The sequence below is a fragment of the Achromobacter sp. FW305-C-28 genome, assembly GCF_058783235.1.
Genome location: NZ_JBYSYL010000011.1, coordinates 129,629 through 144,681, shown reverse-complemented (window position 1 = coordinate 144,681; position 15,053 = coordinate 129,629). Strand labels below are relative to the sequence as shown.

The following is a 15,053-nucleotide window of genomic DNA, read 5'->3' as shown; positions in this document are numbered from 1 at the left end:
CATGCAATCCAAGACCAAGAAGCTGCTGGCCGCGCTGATCGCTGCCGGCATCGTCCCGGCTGCGCACGCGGCTGACATCAAGCTGGGCGTGGCTGAAGCCCTGTCCGGCGGCGCCGCCCAGTACGGCGTCTCGATCCGCAACGGCTTCCAGCTGGCGGCCGACGAGATCAACGCCGCAGGCGGGATCAACGGCAACAAGATCGTGCTCGTGGTCGAGGACGAACAAGGCAAGAAAGAAGAAGCGATCAACGTCTTCAAGAAGCTGATCTTCAAGGACAACGTCCTGATGGTCTTCGGCCCGACGCTGTCGAACTCGGCCCAGGCCGCCGACCCGATCGCCCAGGCTGCCAAGACGGTCGCCTTCGGCACGTCCAACACCGCCGACGGCATCACGTCCATCGGCAACTACGTGTTCCGCAACTCGGTCACCGAAGCCGACGTGCTGCCGGCCACCATCTCCACCGTCAAGGCCAAGACCGGCCTGAAGAACGTGGCGGTGCTCTATGGCAACGACGACGTCTTCACCAAGAGCGGCTACGACAACTTCAAGAAGGCCCTGGAAGACCAGAAGATCCCGGTCACCACCACCGAAACCTTCGCCAAGGGCGACGTCGACTTCAAAGCTCAGCTGACCAAGATCAAGGGCACCAACCCCGACGCCATCGTGCTGTCCGCACTGCTGGCCGAAGGCGCCCCGATCATGGTGCAGGCTCGCCAACTGGGCATCAACGTGCCCGTCATCGGCGGCAACGGCATGAACTCGGTCAAGATTTTCGACCTGGCCCCTGGCGGCGCGTCGAACAATCTCTGGATCGGCAGCCCGTGGTCGATCGAGAACAAGGCCCCTGAAAACGTCAAGTTCATCGACGCCTACAAGGCCAAGTTCAACGGTTCGCCCGACCAGTTCGCCGCCCAGTCCTACGATGCCATGTACATCGTGGCCCAGGGCCTGAAGAACACCAAGCTCTCCGGCGACCTCACCAAGGACCGCGCTGCCCTGCGCGACGCCTTGCCCGCCGTGACGTGGACCGGCGCCACCGGCGCCTTCAAGTTCCGTCAGGCCACCGACCGTGCCGGCAAGCCCGCCGGCTACGACGCCGACCAGGCGCCGATCGTCAGCGTGACCAAAGACGGCAAGTACGTCATCGAGAAGTAAGCGCTACGCATCCCCGCGCGGGGGGATGCGCCTTGCGGACGGCCCGGCCGTCCGCAGGGCGCTTTTGATTTGGAAGTCCCATCATGTTCGAACAACAATTCGTCAATGCCTTGTCGCTGGGCTGTGTGTATGCACTGTTCGCGCTGGGCTTCACGCTGATCTTCGGCGTGCTCGGGGTGATCAACCTGGCGCATGGCGCCGTCTTCATGGTTGGCGCCTACGCGGCACTGTTCGTGGTCCAGCAATTCGGCCTGCCCCTGTGGGCGGCGCTGATGGTCGCCTTTTTCGTGGCGGGCTTTACCGGGGTCATCATCGACTACCTGGTGCTCAAGCCGCTGCGCAAGCGCAACGCGCCCCACCTGATCCCCATGATCGCCACGATTGGCGTGGGCATCATCCTGAACAACGGCGCCCAGAGCATCTTCGGCGCCAGCAACCTGCGCTTCCCGCACGGCACCGTGCCCGAAGACGTCATCGAAATCGCCGGGCTGCACCTGACCGTCATCGAACTGGGCATCATCTTCCTGTCGTTCGCCCTGATGGCCGTGCTGATGTTCGTCATGCGTCGCACGCAGTTCGGCCGCGCCCTGCGCGCCATCGCCGAATCGCCCAAGGCCGCCTGGCTGCTGGGGATCAACGTCGAAAAGCTGTTCGTCACGACCTCGTTCGCCGCCGCCGCCCTGGGGGGCGTTGCCGGCGTGCTGATCGGCCTGTACTCGAACGCGCTGTTCCCGCTGATGGGCCAGCCGATGCTGCACAAGGGCATCGCGGTCATCATTCTGGGCGGCATGGGCGACATTCGCGGCGCCATGCTGGGCGGTCTCTTCCTGGGGTTCGCGGAAGTGCTGTCGGTGGCCTACATCGGCTCCACCATGCGAGACGCGGTGGCTTTCGGCCTGCTGTTCCTGATCCTGCTGGTGCGCCCGCAAGGTCTGTTCGGCAAAGTGGTTCAACGCAAGGCTTAAAGAATGAGCGGATTCGAAAACTTCTGGGCCATCTACGGCAACCTGGTGCTCACGCTGGGCACCAACGCGTTGCTGGCCCTCTCCATCTGGCTGACCCTGGCCTGCGGCATGCTGGCCATGGCCAACGCCGCTTTCATGGGCATCGGGGCGTACACCGCCGCGCTGCTCACCATGAACTACGACGTCTCGTTCCCGGTCGCGATCGCCGGCGGCATGGCGGCGCCCGCCCTGGTGGCGGCGCTGATCGGGTTGCCGACCTTGCGCTTGTCGGGGGTCTACCTGGCCATGGCCACGCTGGGCTTCGGCGAAGTCGTCCGCGTGACCATCCTGAACACCGAGTCCCTCACCGGCGGCGCGCTGGGCCTTAACGGCATCCCGCAACTGACGCAGTGGTGGCACGTGGTGCTGGCGGTCGTCATCGTCCTGTTCGTGCTGTGGCGTGTCCGCGCCTCCAAGATCGGACGCTCGTTCGACGCCATTCGCGGCGACGAAACGGCGGCTGGCCTGATGGGCATCGACGTGCGTGCCAACAAGATGCTGGCCTTCGTGGCCGGCGCGATGATCGCGGGCCTGGCCGGCGCCTTGAATGCGCACCTGACCTTCTTCATCGGCCCCAACGAATACGGCTTTGATCGTGGCGTTGAAATCCTGACCATGGCGATCCTTGGCGGCATCGGCGGCCTGGCCGGTCCCGTGCTGGGCAGCTTCATCATTACCGTGCTGCCCGAATTGCTGCGCGGTTTTGCGGATCTGCGCCTGATCGCGAACGGAGTGATCCTGGTGGTGATTGTGTTGTTCCTGCCGCAAGGCATCTGGGATCCGGCGCGCTTCAAGCGCTGGATGCGTCAAGGCCGCCAAGGAGGAAAGCGCCATGCTTGAACTTTCCTCCGTCTCCAAGAGCTTCGGCGGCCTGCATGTGCTGCATGACGTCAGCCTGTCCGTGCCCCAAGGTTCCATCTTCGGCCTGATCGGCCCGAACGGCGCCGGCAAGACCACGGTGTTCAACCTGATCACCGGGCTGTTGCCGCCCAGCGGCGGCACCATCACGTTCAACGGCGAAAGCGTCCTGAACAGGAAGCCGCACGCGATCACCCGCATGGGCATCGCCCGCACCTTCCAGAACATCCGTCTTTTCAAGGAAATGACGCTGCTGGAAAACGTGGTGGTGGGCGCCTATCGCCACATGAACTACGGCTTTCCCAGCCTGTTGCTGGGCCTGCCGGGTTACCGCGAGCACGAAAAGCGCGCCCGCGAGCGCGCCCACGAGCTCCTGACCTGGATGCGCCTGGACCACAAGGCCAACGACCTGGCCGACAACCTGTCCTACGGCGAACAGCGCCGCCTGGAGCTGGCGCGCGCGCTGGCCACCGAGCCCAAGCTGCTGCTGCTGGACGAACCCGTGGCGGGCATGAACACCGGCGAACGCGCCGAGCTCATGCGCGAAATCCTGGCTATCCGCGACCGCGGCTACACCATCCTCATGATCGAGCACGACATGCGCTTCGTCATGGGGCTGTGCGAGCGCATTGCGGTGCTCAACTTCGGCAAGATCATCGCCTGCGGCGGACCCGAAGAGATCCGCAACAACGAGCAGGTCATCGAGGCCTACCTGGGCCGCGAAGACGAAGACGACACCGAACAAGCGGAGGCCGCAAAATGAGCAGCGCCATGCTGGAAGTCCGCGGACTCGAGGTCAACTACGGCCACATCGAAGCTGTCCGCGGCATCGACCTGGACCTGGAAGCCAAGGAAATCACCGCCCTGGTCGGCGCCAATGGCGCCGGCAAGTCGACCACGCTGCTGGCGCTGTCGGGCCTGTTGCCCAAGGCGCGCGGCAAGATCCTCTTCGAAGGCGAAGACATCACCAACCTGGCGCCGCACCAGCTGGTCGCGCGTGGCATCGTCCAGGTGCCGGAAGGCCGGGCCATCCTCACCACCATGACGGTGCTGGAAAACCTCGAGCTGGGCGCCTACCGCCGCGGCTTGAAGAACGTCGGCAACGATCTGGAATACGTGTTCAACCTGTTTCCGCGCCTGAAAGAACGCATCACGGGCATCGCCGGCAACCTGTCGGGCGGCGAACAGCAGATGCTGGCGATCGGCCGGGCCTTGATGGCCAAGCCGCGCCTGTTGCTGCTGGATGAGCCGTCGATGGGCCTGGCGCCCATCGTGGTGCAGGAAATCTTCCGGTCGCTGCGCGCCATCAATGCCGACGGCCTGACCCTGTTCCTGGTCGAACAGAACGTGCGCCAGGCGCTGAAGATTGCCCAGCACGGCTATGTGCTGGAAAACGGCGCCATGGCGCTGGCCGGCACCGGCCGCGGCCTGCTGGGCCATCCGCGGGTGTTGGAAGCGTACCTGGGCGCCTGATCGGCGCGGCAGGGAGGGGGGCATGAAACGGGGCCGGCAGGGCTACGCTCATGTCCCTTTTTATTTACGCAACAGCCGTGCCCTGGGGGGTGGCCGTCACCGCGCCTGGATCGCTGTCCCCTTGCCCAATTTTTGAGCATCCGTGGTAGAATTTCAGGCTTTCCCTCATTTTGACCATTGCACGGGCGGGTAATAACGCTTAGGCGGGACGTCGATAGAGGCTGCATCACAGGCAAACGCGCCGGTAAACCCCGGCCGATTCAGCTCTGTTTTTTGCAGCCTAGTTGGGGAAAAAACCTGGCCGGATAGTCCAGCCAGACATTTTTTTACTTAGGAACCATCATGAAGACCTTTGTGGCCAAGCCGCATGAAGTCCAACGTGACTGGTTTGTGATCGACGCCAAGGGCAAAGTCCTCGGTCGTGTGGCCAGCGAAGTCGCACGTCGTCTGCGTGGCAAGCACAAACCTGAATTCACGCCGCACGTTGATACCGGCGATTACATCGTCATCATCAACGCTTCCGATATCGTCGTTACCGGTACCAAGGCGAAGGACAAGAAGTACTTCCGCCACACCACGTACCCGGGCGGTATCCGCGAAACGAACTTCGAGAAAATGCAAGAGCGTTTTCCCGGTCGCGCCATTCAGAAGGCCGTCAAGGGCATGCTGCCCAAGGGTCCTCTGGGCTACGCCATGATCAAGAAGCTGAAGGTCTATGCCGGTGCCGAGCACCCGCACACCGCCCAGCAGCCCAAGACGCTGGATATCTAAGGAAACGCCATGATCGGTAACTGGAATTACGGAACCGGCCGTCGCAAAACTTCGGTGGCTCGCGTTTTCATCAAGAAAGGCACCGGCAAGATCGTCGTCAACGGCAAGCCCGTCGACGAGTTCTTCGCTCGTGAAACCGGCCGCATGGTCGTGCGCCAGCCGCTGGAACTGACCGGCCACCTGGAATCGTTCGACATCAAGGTCAACGTGCACGGCGGCGGTGAAACCGGCCAGGCCGGCGCAGTTCGTCACGGCATCACGCGTGCCCTGATCGACTACGACGCGACCCTGAAGCCCGCACTGTCGCAAGCTGGTTTTGTGACCCGCGATGCCCGCGAAGTCGAACGCAAGAAGGTCGGCTTCCGCAAGGCACGTCGTCGCAAGCAGTTCAGCAAGCGTTAATCGCTGCGAAAAAAGCCCGCTTTCGAGCGGGCTTTTTTTTATCCGGCGATTTCATTCTGCGGCAACTACGGCGTTGACGCTTCTGTACTTCGATTAATACGATGAGTGTCGTATAATTCAAGTCGGGAGCCCGAGATGGCGCAGCCGCAGGGATTCAAGGCGGTCAAGCGGGCCATCTTGGCCGCGCTTCATAGCGGTGATTACCAGCACGAGGCTCGTGACCACATCAATGTCAAGAACCTGCTGGCTACCGGTGAGGTCAGCGCCGAGGACGTCGCCGGCATCATTCGCGGCAGTGATGGTGCAAGTTACGCATGCAGCCGATTGCATGCTGATCTGGCGATCGACTGCCACGTCATACGGTCCCGCGGTTGGTATGTGAAGTTTTACTTCGCAAATCCTTCCGCCATATTCATCAGTGTTCATCGTTGAGCGTGTCATGAAAATCTTTCGGGAAGGCGATAAGGGCTCCGCGGTCTGCCATGACTGCGCCGCACTGGTGAAGACGACGTTCCTGCGCCGTGACGTGCCGTTCAGTGATGGTTCCGGGGTGGCAAGGAATATTCTGGTGGGTGTGTGTGATCGTTGCGGGCGGACGGTGTCTCTTCCCGCGCAATCCACGCCCGCGATCAGCAAGGCGCGCAAACAGGCCCTGGAATCGATCGAAACGAATTTGCCGGCCGTGTACGTGGACATCCTGGATTACGCGGTGCACACGATCGATAATCGGGCGTCGACCGATTTCCGTCGCGTGTTGCTGTCCTATTTCATGCACAAGGCCGCTCAGAGCGACAAGGCCCCGCAATTGCTGAGAGCCGCGTTTGACAAGGCCGCCGCCCGGTTTCCCGAAAGGCGCGGCGCCCCGCGGCGCCGCTTGTCCATGAAGGTGCCTGCCCGGGTAGGCGAAGCGTTGCGTCGCCTGGAGGCCAGTACGGCGCTGAACAAGACGGACCTCATCAAGTCTGTCGTCCTGGATATCCAGGACAAGGTGCTGGACCAGCCCCGGCCAGGCCTGCTGGAAGAATTGAGAGCCCTGTCCGCCATCTCGGCGTGATACGAGCGATACAATCCATTTTCGTTCTACGAAGAGTTCATACCTATCATGGCCCAAGCATCGAACACCCGTATCAAGGTTGGTATCGTCGGCGGCACCGGTTATACCGGCGTCGAACTGCTGCGCTTGCTGTCGCAGCATCCCAATGTGGAATTGACCGCCATCACTTCCCGCAAGGAAGACGGGCTGCCCGTGGCTGATATGTATCCGAACCTGCGCGGCCGCGTGAAGATCGCTTTCTCCGCGCCGGAAAAAGCCAATCTGACCGATTGCGACGTGGTGTTCTTCGCGACGCCCCACGGCGTGGCCATGGCCCAGGCGCAGGAACTCATCGCTGCCGGCACCCGCGTCATCGACCTGGCCGCCGACTTCCGCCTGCAGGACATCCCCACGTTCGAACGCTGGTACAAGATTCCCCACACCTGCCCGGACATCCTGGCCGAATCCCAGTACGGCCTGGTCGAACTGAACCGCGAAGCCATCTCCAAGGCGCGCGTCATCGGCAACCCCGGCTGCTACCCCACCACCGTGCTGCTGGGGCTGGCCCCGCTGCTCGAAGGCGGCAAGCAACTGGTCGATGCGCAAACCCTGATCGCCGACTGCAAGTCGGGCGTGTCGGGCGCTGGCCGCAAAGCCGAAGTCAGCTCGCTGTTCTCTGAAGCGTCCGACAACTTCAAGGCCTATGGCGTCGCCGGCCACCGCCACCACCCCGAAATCGTCGCCCAGCTCGAGAAGATCGCTGGTGGCAAGGTCGGCCTGACCTTCGTGCCGCACCTGGTGCCGATGATCCGCGGCATGTTCTCGACCATCTACGCCCGCATCCTGCCCGAAGCGCGCGACACCGACTTCCAGGCGCTGTTCGAAGCGCGCTACGCCGACGAAGCCTTCGTCGATGTCATGCCTGCCGGCAGTCTGCCCGAAACGCGCTCGGTGCGCGCCTCGAACAACCTGCGCATTGCGCTGTCGCGCCCGGGCGGCGGCGACCAGCTCATCATCATGGTCGTGCAGGACAACCTGGTGAAGGGCGCGGCCGGCCAGGCCGTGCAGAACATGAACCTGATGTTCGGCATCGCCGAAACCACGGGCCTGGACCAGGTCGCGATCCTGCCGTGATGCCTTGCCGGGCCGGCGGCTAGCCGCCGGCCCGCTTCCCATGTCCAACGACACGTCCGCAACACCTCGACCTTCCCGCGCCGGTTCCGGCCTGCGCGTGGCTGCCGGTATCGTGGTCGGCGTGGCGCTGGGGCTGGCGGCGGGCTATTTCTACGCCCGCGGCGTGTACCAGCCCAAGGACGCGGTGGTGCTCAGCGCCGATCAGGTCGAAGCGCGCGACGAAGCCATGCGCCAGCAGGCGGTGCAATTGCGCTACATCCGTGGCCAGCTCGACACTGCGGATGGCGAACTGGTCATCGAGCGTTCCGCCCGCCAGGAACTCGAAACCCAGCTGCACGCCGCCCAGGCCGAAGTCGGTCGGGTGCGCGATCAACTGGCTTTCTACGAACAACTGCTGCCTCCGGGTCCCGAAGGCTCGGTGGATATCCGCGGCGCCCAGATCGAGCGCGACGGCGCCGGCCTGCGCTACAAGGTGCTGCTGATGCGCAGCGGCCGCAATGGCGCGGCCGCGTTTGCCGGCACGTTGCGCTTCCAGGCCACCGGCACGCTCAAGGGCGAAACCGTCACGGTGGATCTGGCCCCCATGCAGGTCAGGGCCGAAAGCGGCCCGGTGCCTGCCACCGGCGAAACCACCACGGCGGCGTCGCTGGCGTTGCAGTTCGATCAATACCAGCGCAGCCAGGGCGTCCTGGCCGTGCCCGAGGGATTTGTCCCCGAAAGCGTCACCATCAGCGTCCTCGAGGGCGACACCGTTCGCGCCTCGCGCAGCGTCAAGCTTGAACTTTGAGTCTGGGCAGGGCCTGCGCTATAGTGGATGTATACGAGCGGCGACGCCGCTCACCGGAATACGGCCGAACCGGCCAGGAGTGAATCATGAATGCAGTGACCGAAACCGTCGACCTGCAGGCCGCCCCGCCTGCTCCCCTGGTGTTCACCGACTCGGCAGCCGCCAAGGTCAAGGACCTGCTGGCCGAAGAAGGCAACCCCGAACTGAAGCTGCGCGTCTTCGTGCAGGGCGGAGGCTGTTCGGGTTTCCAGTACGGTTTCACGTTTGACGAAGTCGTCAACGAAGACGACACCGTGCTGGACAAGGCCGGCGTGCAATTGCTGGTCGACCCGATGAGCTTCCAGTACCTGGTTGGCGCCGAGATCGACTACAAGGAAGACCTGGAAGGCGCCCAGTTCGTCATCCGCAACCCCAACGCCAGCACCACCTGCGGCTGCGGTTCGTCGTTCTCGGTGTAAGCGGCCGGTAGCGATCACGTCAGGTCCGCGCAGGCGGCCCTGTGCGATACCGGGCGGCTGCGCCTGAGCGACAAAAAAAGCCCTTCGGCATGCCGAAGGGCTTTTTGTTTGGGGCCGGTCGCTCGGGCGGTCTTTCTTCAGGCCGGGTACCGCGCGCCCAGGATGCGCGGGCCGCGGGCGCCCGTGACCTCGGGTACGCCCGCCGGCCTGCCCGTCAGGAACGCCTGCGCCAGCCACGCAAAGGCCAGGGCTTCGACCTGCTGGGCCGGCACGCCCAGGGCGTCGGTGGCCTGCACCGGGCGTTGCAGGCAGTACGCCAGTTCTCGCATCAGTCCGGCGTTATAAGCGCCGCCGCCGCACACGTAGACCTCGCGCGTATCGGCAGCGGCCGCATCGATGGCGTTGGCAACGGTGCGGGCCGTCAGGCGTTGCAGGGTCGCCTGCACGTCTTGCGGGGCAGGGGCTGTGCCATCGTAGGCCGCCAGCCGGTCGTCCAGCCAGCGCAGGTTGAAGAGGTCGCGGCCGGTCGACTTGGGCGGCGGCAGCGCGAACCAGGGTTCGCTGGCAATCAGTTGTTCGAGCAGCGGCGCCAGGACCTGGCCGCTGGCGGCCCAGCGGCCATCCTTGTCGTAGGGCTGGCCCAGGTGGCGCTGGCACCAGGCGTCCAGGAACACGTTGGCGGGGCCCGTATCGAAGCCGCGGGGCGGCTGCCCCGGCGTCAGCAGGGTCACGTTGGCGATGCCGCCCAGGTTCAGCACGGCGCGGCCCTGCGGGGCGCCGAAGATGGCGGCATGGAACGGCGGCACCAACGGGGCGCCCTGGCCGCCGGCGGCCACGTCGCGGCTGCGGAAGTCCGCGATCACGTCGATGCCGGTCAGTTCGGCCAGGAGGGCGGGCGCGTTCAATTGCAGCGTATAGCCACGGTCGGGCCGATGACGCACGGTCTGTCCATGGGCACCGATGGCGGCGATATCCTGCGCTTGCAGGCCCGTCTGGGCGAGCAGGTCGGCCACGGCCTGCGCATACGCGCGGGCCAGTTCGTTGGCGGCCAACGCGGCGCGAGCCAGTTCGTCCTCGCCGGGCACGTTCAGCGCCAACAGTTCGGCGCGCAGGGCAGCCGGCATCGGCAGGCTGGCGCTGGCCAGTACCTGCGGCGGCTGGCCGTCCGGCAGGCGAACCAGTACGCCATCGACGCCATCGACACTGGTGCCTGACATCAGTCCGATGAAGTGTGGACCCCCGCGCTGCGCCCCTGAGGGGCTTGCTGCCCCCTGGGGGGGCGGCTCCGCCTTGGGGCGGCCCTGCGGCGGAGCGGCCTCTGCCGAGGAGAGCTGGGGGTTTCGAGATGCAGTCATGAATAAATCCGCCTGAGTAAAAAACGGCCCGGCATCGAAATGCGCGGGCCGCTTTGCGGGTGCGTCATGCGGACGGGGCTGCCTAGCGGCTGGCCACGTTCGTCAGCGCGTCGGGCAGGGTCTGCTGGAATTCGGTCAGCAGCTGGATCTGCTGCTTGTACGGGCCCACGGCCTGGTTGAACGCGCGGATTTCGGCGGGTTCGAGGGCGCGGGCGACCGGCAGGTCCACCGACAGCGGGTCGATGGGCTGGTTGTCGACGCGGAATTCGTAGTGCAGGTGCGGGCCGGTGGCCCAGCCGGTGGCGCCGACGTAACCCAGCAACTGGCCCTGGGAAATCTTGGCGCCCTTGGTGATGCCCTCGGCGATGCGGCTCTGGTGCGCGTACAGCGTCGAGTACTTGCCGTAGTGCTTGACGATGACCACGTTGCCGTAGCCGTTCTGCCAGCCCGAGAATTCCACTGTGCCGTCGGCCGTGGAGTGGATCGGCGTGCCCGAGGGGGCTGCATAGTCCACGCCCTTGTGTCCCGTCCAGGTCTTGTGGATGGGATGCATGCGCATGCCGAAGGTAGAGCTGATGCGGCTGAACTTCAGGGCGGTGCGCAGGAACGCGCCGCGCAGGCTGGTGCCGTCGAAGTCGTAGTACGAGCCCGTCTTGTTGTCGGCGCTGAACCAGACGGCGGTGTGAGTCTTGCCGCCGTTGATGAATTCCAGGGCCAGCACGCGGCCGGCGCCGGCGTAGCGGCCGTCGTGCGAGCGCACTTCGTAGACCACGCGGAACTGGTCGCCCTGGCGCAGGTCGCGCAGGAAGTCGATCTTGGCGCTGAGGATGTCGGCCATCTGCATGGTGACCGAATCCGGAATGCCGGCTGCATCGGTGGCGCCGAACAGCGACGAACGGATCGTGCCCACGGCGACGCGGGTCTGGCGATCGGTGTTCTCGGTGATTTCTTCGGCCTTGTAGCCGTCGCCGGTGCGCGCCACGTGCAGCATGCGGGTGACGACCTGGCCGTCAGCTTCGTTGCCGGGGGTGTGGATGTAGCGCAGCCAGATCAGGTTGCCTTCCGCGTCGGTCGCGGCCTGCACGGAACGGCCCGGGTACAGCTTGTAGATGCTGCGCGCGCTGGCGTCGTGGGTCAGGAAGGTTTGCAGGTCGGGCGAATCGAGTTCCAGGCGTTGCAGCACGGCGGCCAGCGTGTCGCCCGCGCGGATGCGGGTTTCGCTGATATACGGCGCGGCGCTGGGCGTGCTGACTTCAACCTGTTCGGTGGTCAGCGGCAGAACGCTCTGGATGATGCGGGACGGGGGGATTTCGCTGCGGTCGGGTTGCTGCACCATGCCCAGGGCGGCGGCGCCGGCAAACAGGCCGATGGCGGTGACAAGGAGAGTGCGGCGGAAAAGTCCCGAGCGGTGGGGCTTGGGCTCGACGGGCGCAAACACGGCAGCAACTTTGCGCTTGATGCTACTCGCCAGGTCGTGGAGGCCACGATTCATCGTGAAGATACCCTCTCAGGTGGCTTGAGCTCGCAGGGTGCGTGACACGAACGGCCCCCGCGCGCCACGTTTTCCGGGGCAAGGGCTGGCGCGGGGCGCAACTTGTGAACAAACGGGTGGTAGACCGGACAGCAACTGCGTATATATGACAGTTGCGTATGATTAGGGCGGTATCCTAGCTGATTCGGCTAGAATTTTCGATAGTTTTCGTCACTTTTTACACCTTTTTATCGGCTAAAGCCGTCGCGGCCCCCCAAAAAATGTCTCCCTCCGAAGCCCCCATCACCCCCGAAGTCGAAGCCGATCTGCGTATTGCCAAACGCGGATGCGATGAGCTGCTGGTCGAATCCGAATTCGCCCGCAAGCTGGCCCGAAGCCGCGCCACCGGCGTGCCGCTACGCATCAAGCTGGGGCTGGATCCGACGGCGCCGGACATCCACCTGGGCCACACCGTGGTGCTCAACAAGATGCGCCAGTTGCAGGACCTGGGCCACGAGGTCATCTTCCTGATCGGCGACTTCACCTCGACCATCGGCGATCCCAGCGGCCGCAACAGCACCCGTCCGCCCCTGACCCGCGAGCAGATCGAGGCCAATGCCAAGACCTACTATGCGCAGGCCAGCCTGGTGCTGGACCCGGCCCGGACCGAGATCCGTTACAACTCCGAGTGGTGCGATCCGCTGGGCGCGCGCGGCATGATCCAGCTGGCCTCGCGCTATACGGTGGCCCGCATGATGGAGCGCGAGGACTTCACCAAGCGCTTCAAGGGCGGGATCCCGATCTCGGTGCACGAATTCCTGTATCCGCTGATGCAGGGCTATGACTCGGTGGCGCTGAAGTCCGATCTGGAGCTGGGGGGCACCGATCAGAAGTTCAACCTGCTGGTCGGCCGCGAGCTGCAGAAGGAATATGGGCAAGAGCCGCAGTGCATCCTGACGATGCCGCTGCTGGTGGGCACCGACGGCGTCGAGAAGATGTCCAAGTCCAAGGGCAACTACATCGGCATCTCGGAAGCGCCCGATTCGATGTTCGGCAAGCTGATGTCGATTTCCGACACGCTGATGTGGCGTTATTTCGAGCTGCTGTCGTTCCGGTCGCTGGAAGACATCGCCGCGCTCAAGCAGTCGATCGACGAGGGCCGCAATCCGCGCGACGCCAAGGTCATGCTGGCCCAGGAAATCATCACCCGCTTCCATTCGGCCAAGGCGGCCGAAGATGCCCTGGCGTCGTTCGAGGCGCGGTTCCGCGACGGCGCCATTCCGGAAGACATGCCCGAGGTCACCCTGGGCGGCGCGCCGGTCGGCATCCTGAAGCTGCTGCGCGAAGCCGGGCTGGTGGCGTCCGGGTCGGAAGCCCAGCGCAACGTCGAGCAAGGCGGCGTGCGGGTGAACGGTGACCGGGTCGAAGACAAATCGTTGCAACTGCCGGCGGGTACCTATGTCGTGCAGGTCGGCAAGCGCAAATTCGCACGTGTTACCGTGAATGCGTGATGACGAACTTTTGTGAACCCATCATCGCAAAGTTTTTGATACGCTGACAGGCATGGTCAGAGGCAGGGACGCCTTTGCGGCACTTCAAGGAGCACGACATGAAACTTTCGAGTTTGTCTTTTTCCGATAACGAGTCGATTCCGGAGCGCTACGCCTTCGGCAAGATCGATGCGCAATCGCACGTCGCGCTGGCAGACAACTACAACCCGCAGTTTTCGTGGGACGACGTCCCGGCCGGGACGCAGTCGTTTGCCTTGATCTGCCACGACCCGGACGTGCCGTCCAAGCCCGACGACGTCAACCAGGAAGGCCGCGAAGTGCCCGCCGACCTGCCGCGCGTGGATTTCTTCCACTGGGTGCTGGTGGACCTGTCCGCCGACATGCGAGACATCGAAGAGGGCGCCTTTTCCAACGGCATCACGCCGCGCGGCAAGGGCGGCCCGCTGGCGCCGATGGATGCCCGCCAGGGCATCAACTCGTATTCGTCCTGGTTCGCCAACGACCACGACATGAGCGGCGACTACTTCGGCTACGATGGCCCGTGCCCGCCCTGGAACGACGCGCTGGTGCACCGCTATGTATTCACGCTGTACGCGCTGGATGTGCATACGCTGAACTTGCAGGGCGCCTTCACCGGTGAAGATGCGTTGCGGGCGCTGCAGAAGCATGTGCTGGCCCAGGCGTCGCTGACGGGCACCTACACGCTCAACCCGAAGCTGGCGCCCAAGCAGATCGGCGCAACCTCGGCGTCCTGATCGACGCAGGGTGTAAAAAAGGGCCGCTTGAGAATGCGGCCCTTTTTATTGGCTGGCGGCAGGGATGTCCATCAGCCGGTCGCACGCTTCAGGCGCAGCAGCGCCACGCCGAATGCGACGAACACCGAACCCACGGCGCGGTTGATCCACAGCACGGCGCGCGGTTGCTGGAAGAGGCGCCGGGCGCGCCGCGCCAGGAGGCCGTAGGCCAGCAGCGAGGGCAGCGACATGCCCATGAAGATGCCGGTCAGGATGAAGAACTGCGGCAAGAGCGGCTCGGCGGCGTTCAGAAATTGCGGGAACAGCGCCGTGAAGAACAGGATGGGCTTGGGGTTCAGGCCCGCCACGAAGGTGGCTTCGAGATAGAGCGCCCAGGCGCCGCGGGGCGGGCGCCCCTGGGTGTCGGGCGGCGGCGCGGCCACGCTGCTGCGGCCCAGCAGGTGGCGCAGGCCCAGGTAGATCAGGTAGGCGGCGCCGGCGATCTTGAGCACCGCGAACAGCAGCGCCGACGATTGCAGCACCACGCCCAGGCCCAGCATGGCCGCGGCCGACAGCAGGAACAGGCCGGTGACGTTACCCAGCGACGACGGCAGCACGGCGCGCAGGCCGCCGGCCGCGCCGTTGCGCATGGCGAGGATGCTGGCGGGGCCCGGCGTGACGACGCTGACGGCGGCGACCAGGGTGTAGGCGATCAAGGTCTGGGTTTGCATGAAAGTTTCTCAAGTCGGGTTGAGCGCGTTTTCCTGGTGTGGGGAAATGTCAGATATTTCGCGCCCATGCGGGGAATTTTGCCGCCATTCGGGGCATTTTGGCGACAAGGGAATCGAGATGACGCGGTAAACTATTCGTCATTATCCGGGTTTACCCACCCGGGCGCAGTTTCCT

General features: G+C 64.5%; 17 protein-coding genes. 14 read left to right on the top strand and 3 right to left on the bottom strand.

The features are described 5' to 3' along the window. Position 1 precedes the first annotated feature (1 nt). From AC3WMR_RS24380 to erpA, 12 genes are all read left to right on the top strand, one after another. The gene (locus AC3WMR_RS24380) at positions 2–1,156 is read left to right on the top strand and encodes an ABC transporter substrate-binding protein (RefSeq protein ID WP_175193387.1); all 1,155 of its coding nucleotides are present in this window, start codon (positions 2–4) and stop codon (positions 1,154–1,156) included. Positions 1,157–1,239: 83 nt separating this feature from the next. Continuing rightward, positions 1,240–2,121 (top strand): branched-chain amino acid ABC transporter permease, encoded by an 882-nt coding sequence (locus AC3WMR_RS24375; protein WP_025137594.1) that lies wholly within the window; start codon positions 1,240–1,242, stop codon positions 2,119–2,121. A gap of 3 nt (positions 2,122–2,124) precedes the next feature. Beyond that, on the top strand, positions 2,125–3,000 hold the full coding sequence (locus tag AC3WMR_RS24370) for a branched-chain amino acid ABC transporter permease (RefSeq protein ID WP_175193386.1): 876 nt from the start codon (positions 2,125–2,127) through the stop codon (positions 2,998–3,000). Beyond that, a complete protein-coding gene (locus AC3WMR_RS24365) occupies positions 2,993–3,781 on the top strand; it encodes an ABC transporter ATP-binding protein (protein WP_025137592.1) in 789 nt (262 codons plus the stop codon). Before AC3WMR_RS24370 ends, AC3WMR_RS24365 begins: the two co-directional genes overlap by 8 nt. Continuing rightward, on the top strand, positions 3,778–4,491 hold the full coding sequence (locus tag AC3WMR_RS24360) for an ABC transporter ATP-binding protein (protein WP_025137591.1): 714 nt from the start codon (positions 3,778–3,780) through the stop codon (positions 4,489–4,491). Before AC3WMR_RS24365 ends, AC3WMR_RS24360 begins: the two co-directional genes overlap by 4 nt. Positions 4,492–4,833: 342 nt before the next feature. Then, positions 4,834–5,262 carry a 50S ribosomal protein L13 gene (gene rplM / locus AC3WMR_RS24355; RefSeq protein ID WP_006217309.1) on the top strand — a complete coding sequence of 143 codons (429 nt, stop codon included), beginning with the start codon at positions 4,834–4,836 and terminating at the stop codon, positions 5,260–5,262. Between the two features lie 9 nt (positions 5,263–5,271). Then, positions 5,272–5,664 carry a 30S ribosomal protein S9 gene (rpsI, locus tag AC3WMR_RS24350; protein WP_006388641.1) on the top strand — a complete coding sequence of 131 codons (393 nt, stop codon included), beginning with the start codon at positions 5,272–5,274 and terminating at the stop codon, positions 5,662–5,664. Positions 5,665–5,799: 135 nt separating this feature from the next. After that, positions 5,800–6,096, top strand: coding sequence for a hypothetical protein (locus tag AC3WMR_RS24345; protein WP_492265752.1), 297 nt, complete (start codon positions 5,800–5,802; stop codon positions 6,094–6,096). 7 nt (positions 6,097–6,103) lie between these two features. Beyond that, complete coding sequence (locus AC3WMR_RS24340) at positions 6,104–6,718, top strand: hypothetical protein (protein ID WP_492265753.1); 615 nt, start codon at positions 6,104–6,106, stop codon at positions 6,716–6,718. A gap of 48 nt (positions 6,719–6,766) precedes the next feature. Beyond that, positions 6,767–7,831, top strand: a complete 1,065-nt coding sequence (gene argC / locus AC3WMR_RS24335; RefSeq protein WP_492265754.1) for an N-acetyl-gamma-glutamyl-phosphate reductase — start codon at positions 6,767–6,769, stop codon at positions 7,829–7,831. Between the two features lie 40 nt (positions 7,832–7,871). Then, a complete protein-coding gene (locus tag AC3WMR_RS24330; RefSeq protein ID WP_492265755.1) occupies positions 7,872–8,618 on the top strand; it encodes a DUF6776 family protein in 747 nt (248 codons plus the stop codon). Positions 8,619–8,704: 86 nt separating this feature from the next. Beyond that, a complete protein-coding gene (erpA, locus tag AC3WMR_RS24325; RefSeq protein WP_006388644.1) occupies positions 8,705–9,076 on the top strand; it encodes an iron-sulfur cluster insertion protein ErpA in 372 nt (123 codons plus the stop codon). Between the two features lie 137 nt (positions 9,077–9,213). Here the strand turns inward: erpA and AC3WMR_RS24320 are convergent, their stop codons facing one another. After that, positions 9,214–10,302 carry an anhydro-N-acetylmuramic acid kinase gene (locus AC3WMR_RS24320; protein ID WP_492265847.1) on the bottom strand — a complete coding sequence of 363 codons (1,089 nt, stop codon included), beginning with the start codon at positions 10,300–10,302 and terminating at the stop codon, positions 9,214–9,216. 211 nt (positions 10,303–10,513) lie between these two features. Further along, positions 10,514–11,923 (bottom strand): M23 family metallopeptidase, encoded by a 1,410-nt coding sequence (locus AC3WMR_RS24315; protein WP_492265756.1) that lies wholly within the window; start codon positions 11,921–11,923, stop codon positions 10,514–10,516. A gap of 260 nt (positions 11,924–12,183) precedes the next feature. Here AC3WMR_RS24315 and tyrS point away from each other — a divergent pair, with 260 nt between their 5' ends. Then, the gene (gene tyrS, locus AC3WMR_RS24310; protein ID WP_175217862.1) at positions 12,184–13,413 is read left to right on the top strand and encodes a tyrosine--tRNA ligase; all 1,230 of its coding nucleotides are present in this window, start codon (positions 12,184–12,186) and stop codon (positions 13,411–13,413) included. A 98-nt stretch (positions 13,414–13,511) separates the two neighbouring features. Next, entirely contained in the window at positions 13,512–14,168 is a 657-nt protein-coding gene (locus AC3WMR_RS24305; protein WP_492265757.1) for a YbhB/YbcL family Raf kinase inhibitor-like protein, read from the top strand. A 71-nt stretch (positions 14,169–14,239) separates the two neighbouring features. Here the strand turns inward: AC3WMR_RS24305 and AC3WMR_RS24300 are convergent, their stop codons facing one another. Next, complete coding sequence (locus AC3WMR_RS24300) at positions 14,240–14,878, bottom strand: LysE family translocator (RefSeq protein WP_492265758.1); 639 nt, start codon at positions 14,876–14,878, stop codon at positions 14,240–14,242. Positions 14,879–15,053 lie beyond the last annotated feature (175 nt).

Excerpts from the sequence above, each read along its gene's own strand:
- AC3WMR_RS24380 (WP_175193387.1), top strand. The coding sequence starts at position 2 with ATGCAATCCAAGACCAAGAAGCTGCTGGCCGCGCTGATCGCTGCCGGC.
- AC3WMR_RS24365 (WP_025137592.1), top strand. The coding sequence starts at position 2,993 with ATGCTTGAACTTTCCTCCGTCTCCAAGAGCTTCGGCGGCCTGCATGTG.
- AC3WMR_RS24305 (WP_492265757.1), top strand. The coding sequence starts at position 13,512 with ATGAAACTTTCGAGTTTGTCTTTTTCCGATAACGAGTCGATTCCGGAG.
- AC3WMR_RS24340 (WP_492265753.1), top strand. The coding sequence starts at position 6,104 with ATGAAAATCTTTCGGGAAGGCGATAAGGGCTCCGCGGTCTGCCATGAC.
- tyrS (WP_175217862.1), top strand. The coding sequence starts at position 12,184 with ATGTCTCCCTCCGAAGCCCCCATCACCCCCGAAGTCGAAGCCGATCTG.
- AC3WMR_RS24375 (WP_025137594.1), top strand. The coding sequence starts at position 1,240 with ATGTTCGAACAACAATTCGTCAATGCCTTGTCGCTGGGCTGTGTGTAT.
- AC3WMR_RS24345 (WP_492265752.1), top strand. The coding sequence starts at position 5,800 with ATGGCGCAGCCGCAGGGATTCAAGGCGGTCAAGCGGGCCATCTTGGCC.
- AC3WMR_RS24330 (WP_492265755.1), top strand. The coding sequence starts at position 7,872 with ATGTCCAACGACACGTCCGCAACACCTCGACCTTCCCGCGCCGGTTCC.
- rpsI (WP_006388641.1), top strand. The coding sequence starts at position 5,272 with ATGATCGGTAACTGGAATTACGGAACCGGCCGTCGCAAAACTTCGGTG.
- rplM (WP_006217309.1), top strand. The coding sequence starts at position 4,834 with ATGAAGACCTTTGTGGCCAAGCCGCATGAAGTCCAACGTGACTGGTTT.
- erpA (WP_006388644.1), top strand. The coding sequence starts at position 8,705 with ATGAATGCAGTGACCGAAACCGTCGACCTGCAGGCCGCCCCGCCTGCT.
- argC (WP_492265754.1), top strand. The coding sequence starts at position 6,767 with ATGGCCCAAGCATCGAACACCCGTATCAAGGTTGGTATCGTCGGCGGC.
- AC3WMR_RS24370 (WP_175193386.1), top strand. The coding sequence starts at position 2,125 with ATGAGCGGATTCGAAAACTTCTGGGCCATCTACGGCAACCTGGTGCTC.
- AC3WMR_RS24360 (WP_025137591.1), top strand. The coding sequence starts at position 3,778 with ATGAGCAGCGCCATGCTGGAAGTCCGCGGACTCGAGGTCAACTACGGC.
- AC3WMR_RS24315 (WP_492265756.1), bottom strand. The coding sequence starts at position 11,923 with ATGAATCGTGGCCTCCACGACCTGGCGAGTAGCATCAAGCGCAAAGTT.
- AC3WMR_RS24300 (WP_492265758.1), bottom strand. The coding sequence starts at position 14,878 with ATGCAAACCCAGACCTTGATCGCCTACACCCTGGTCGCCGCCGTCAGC.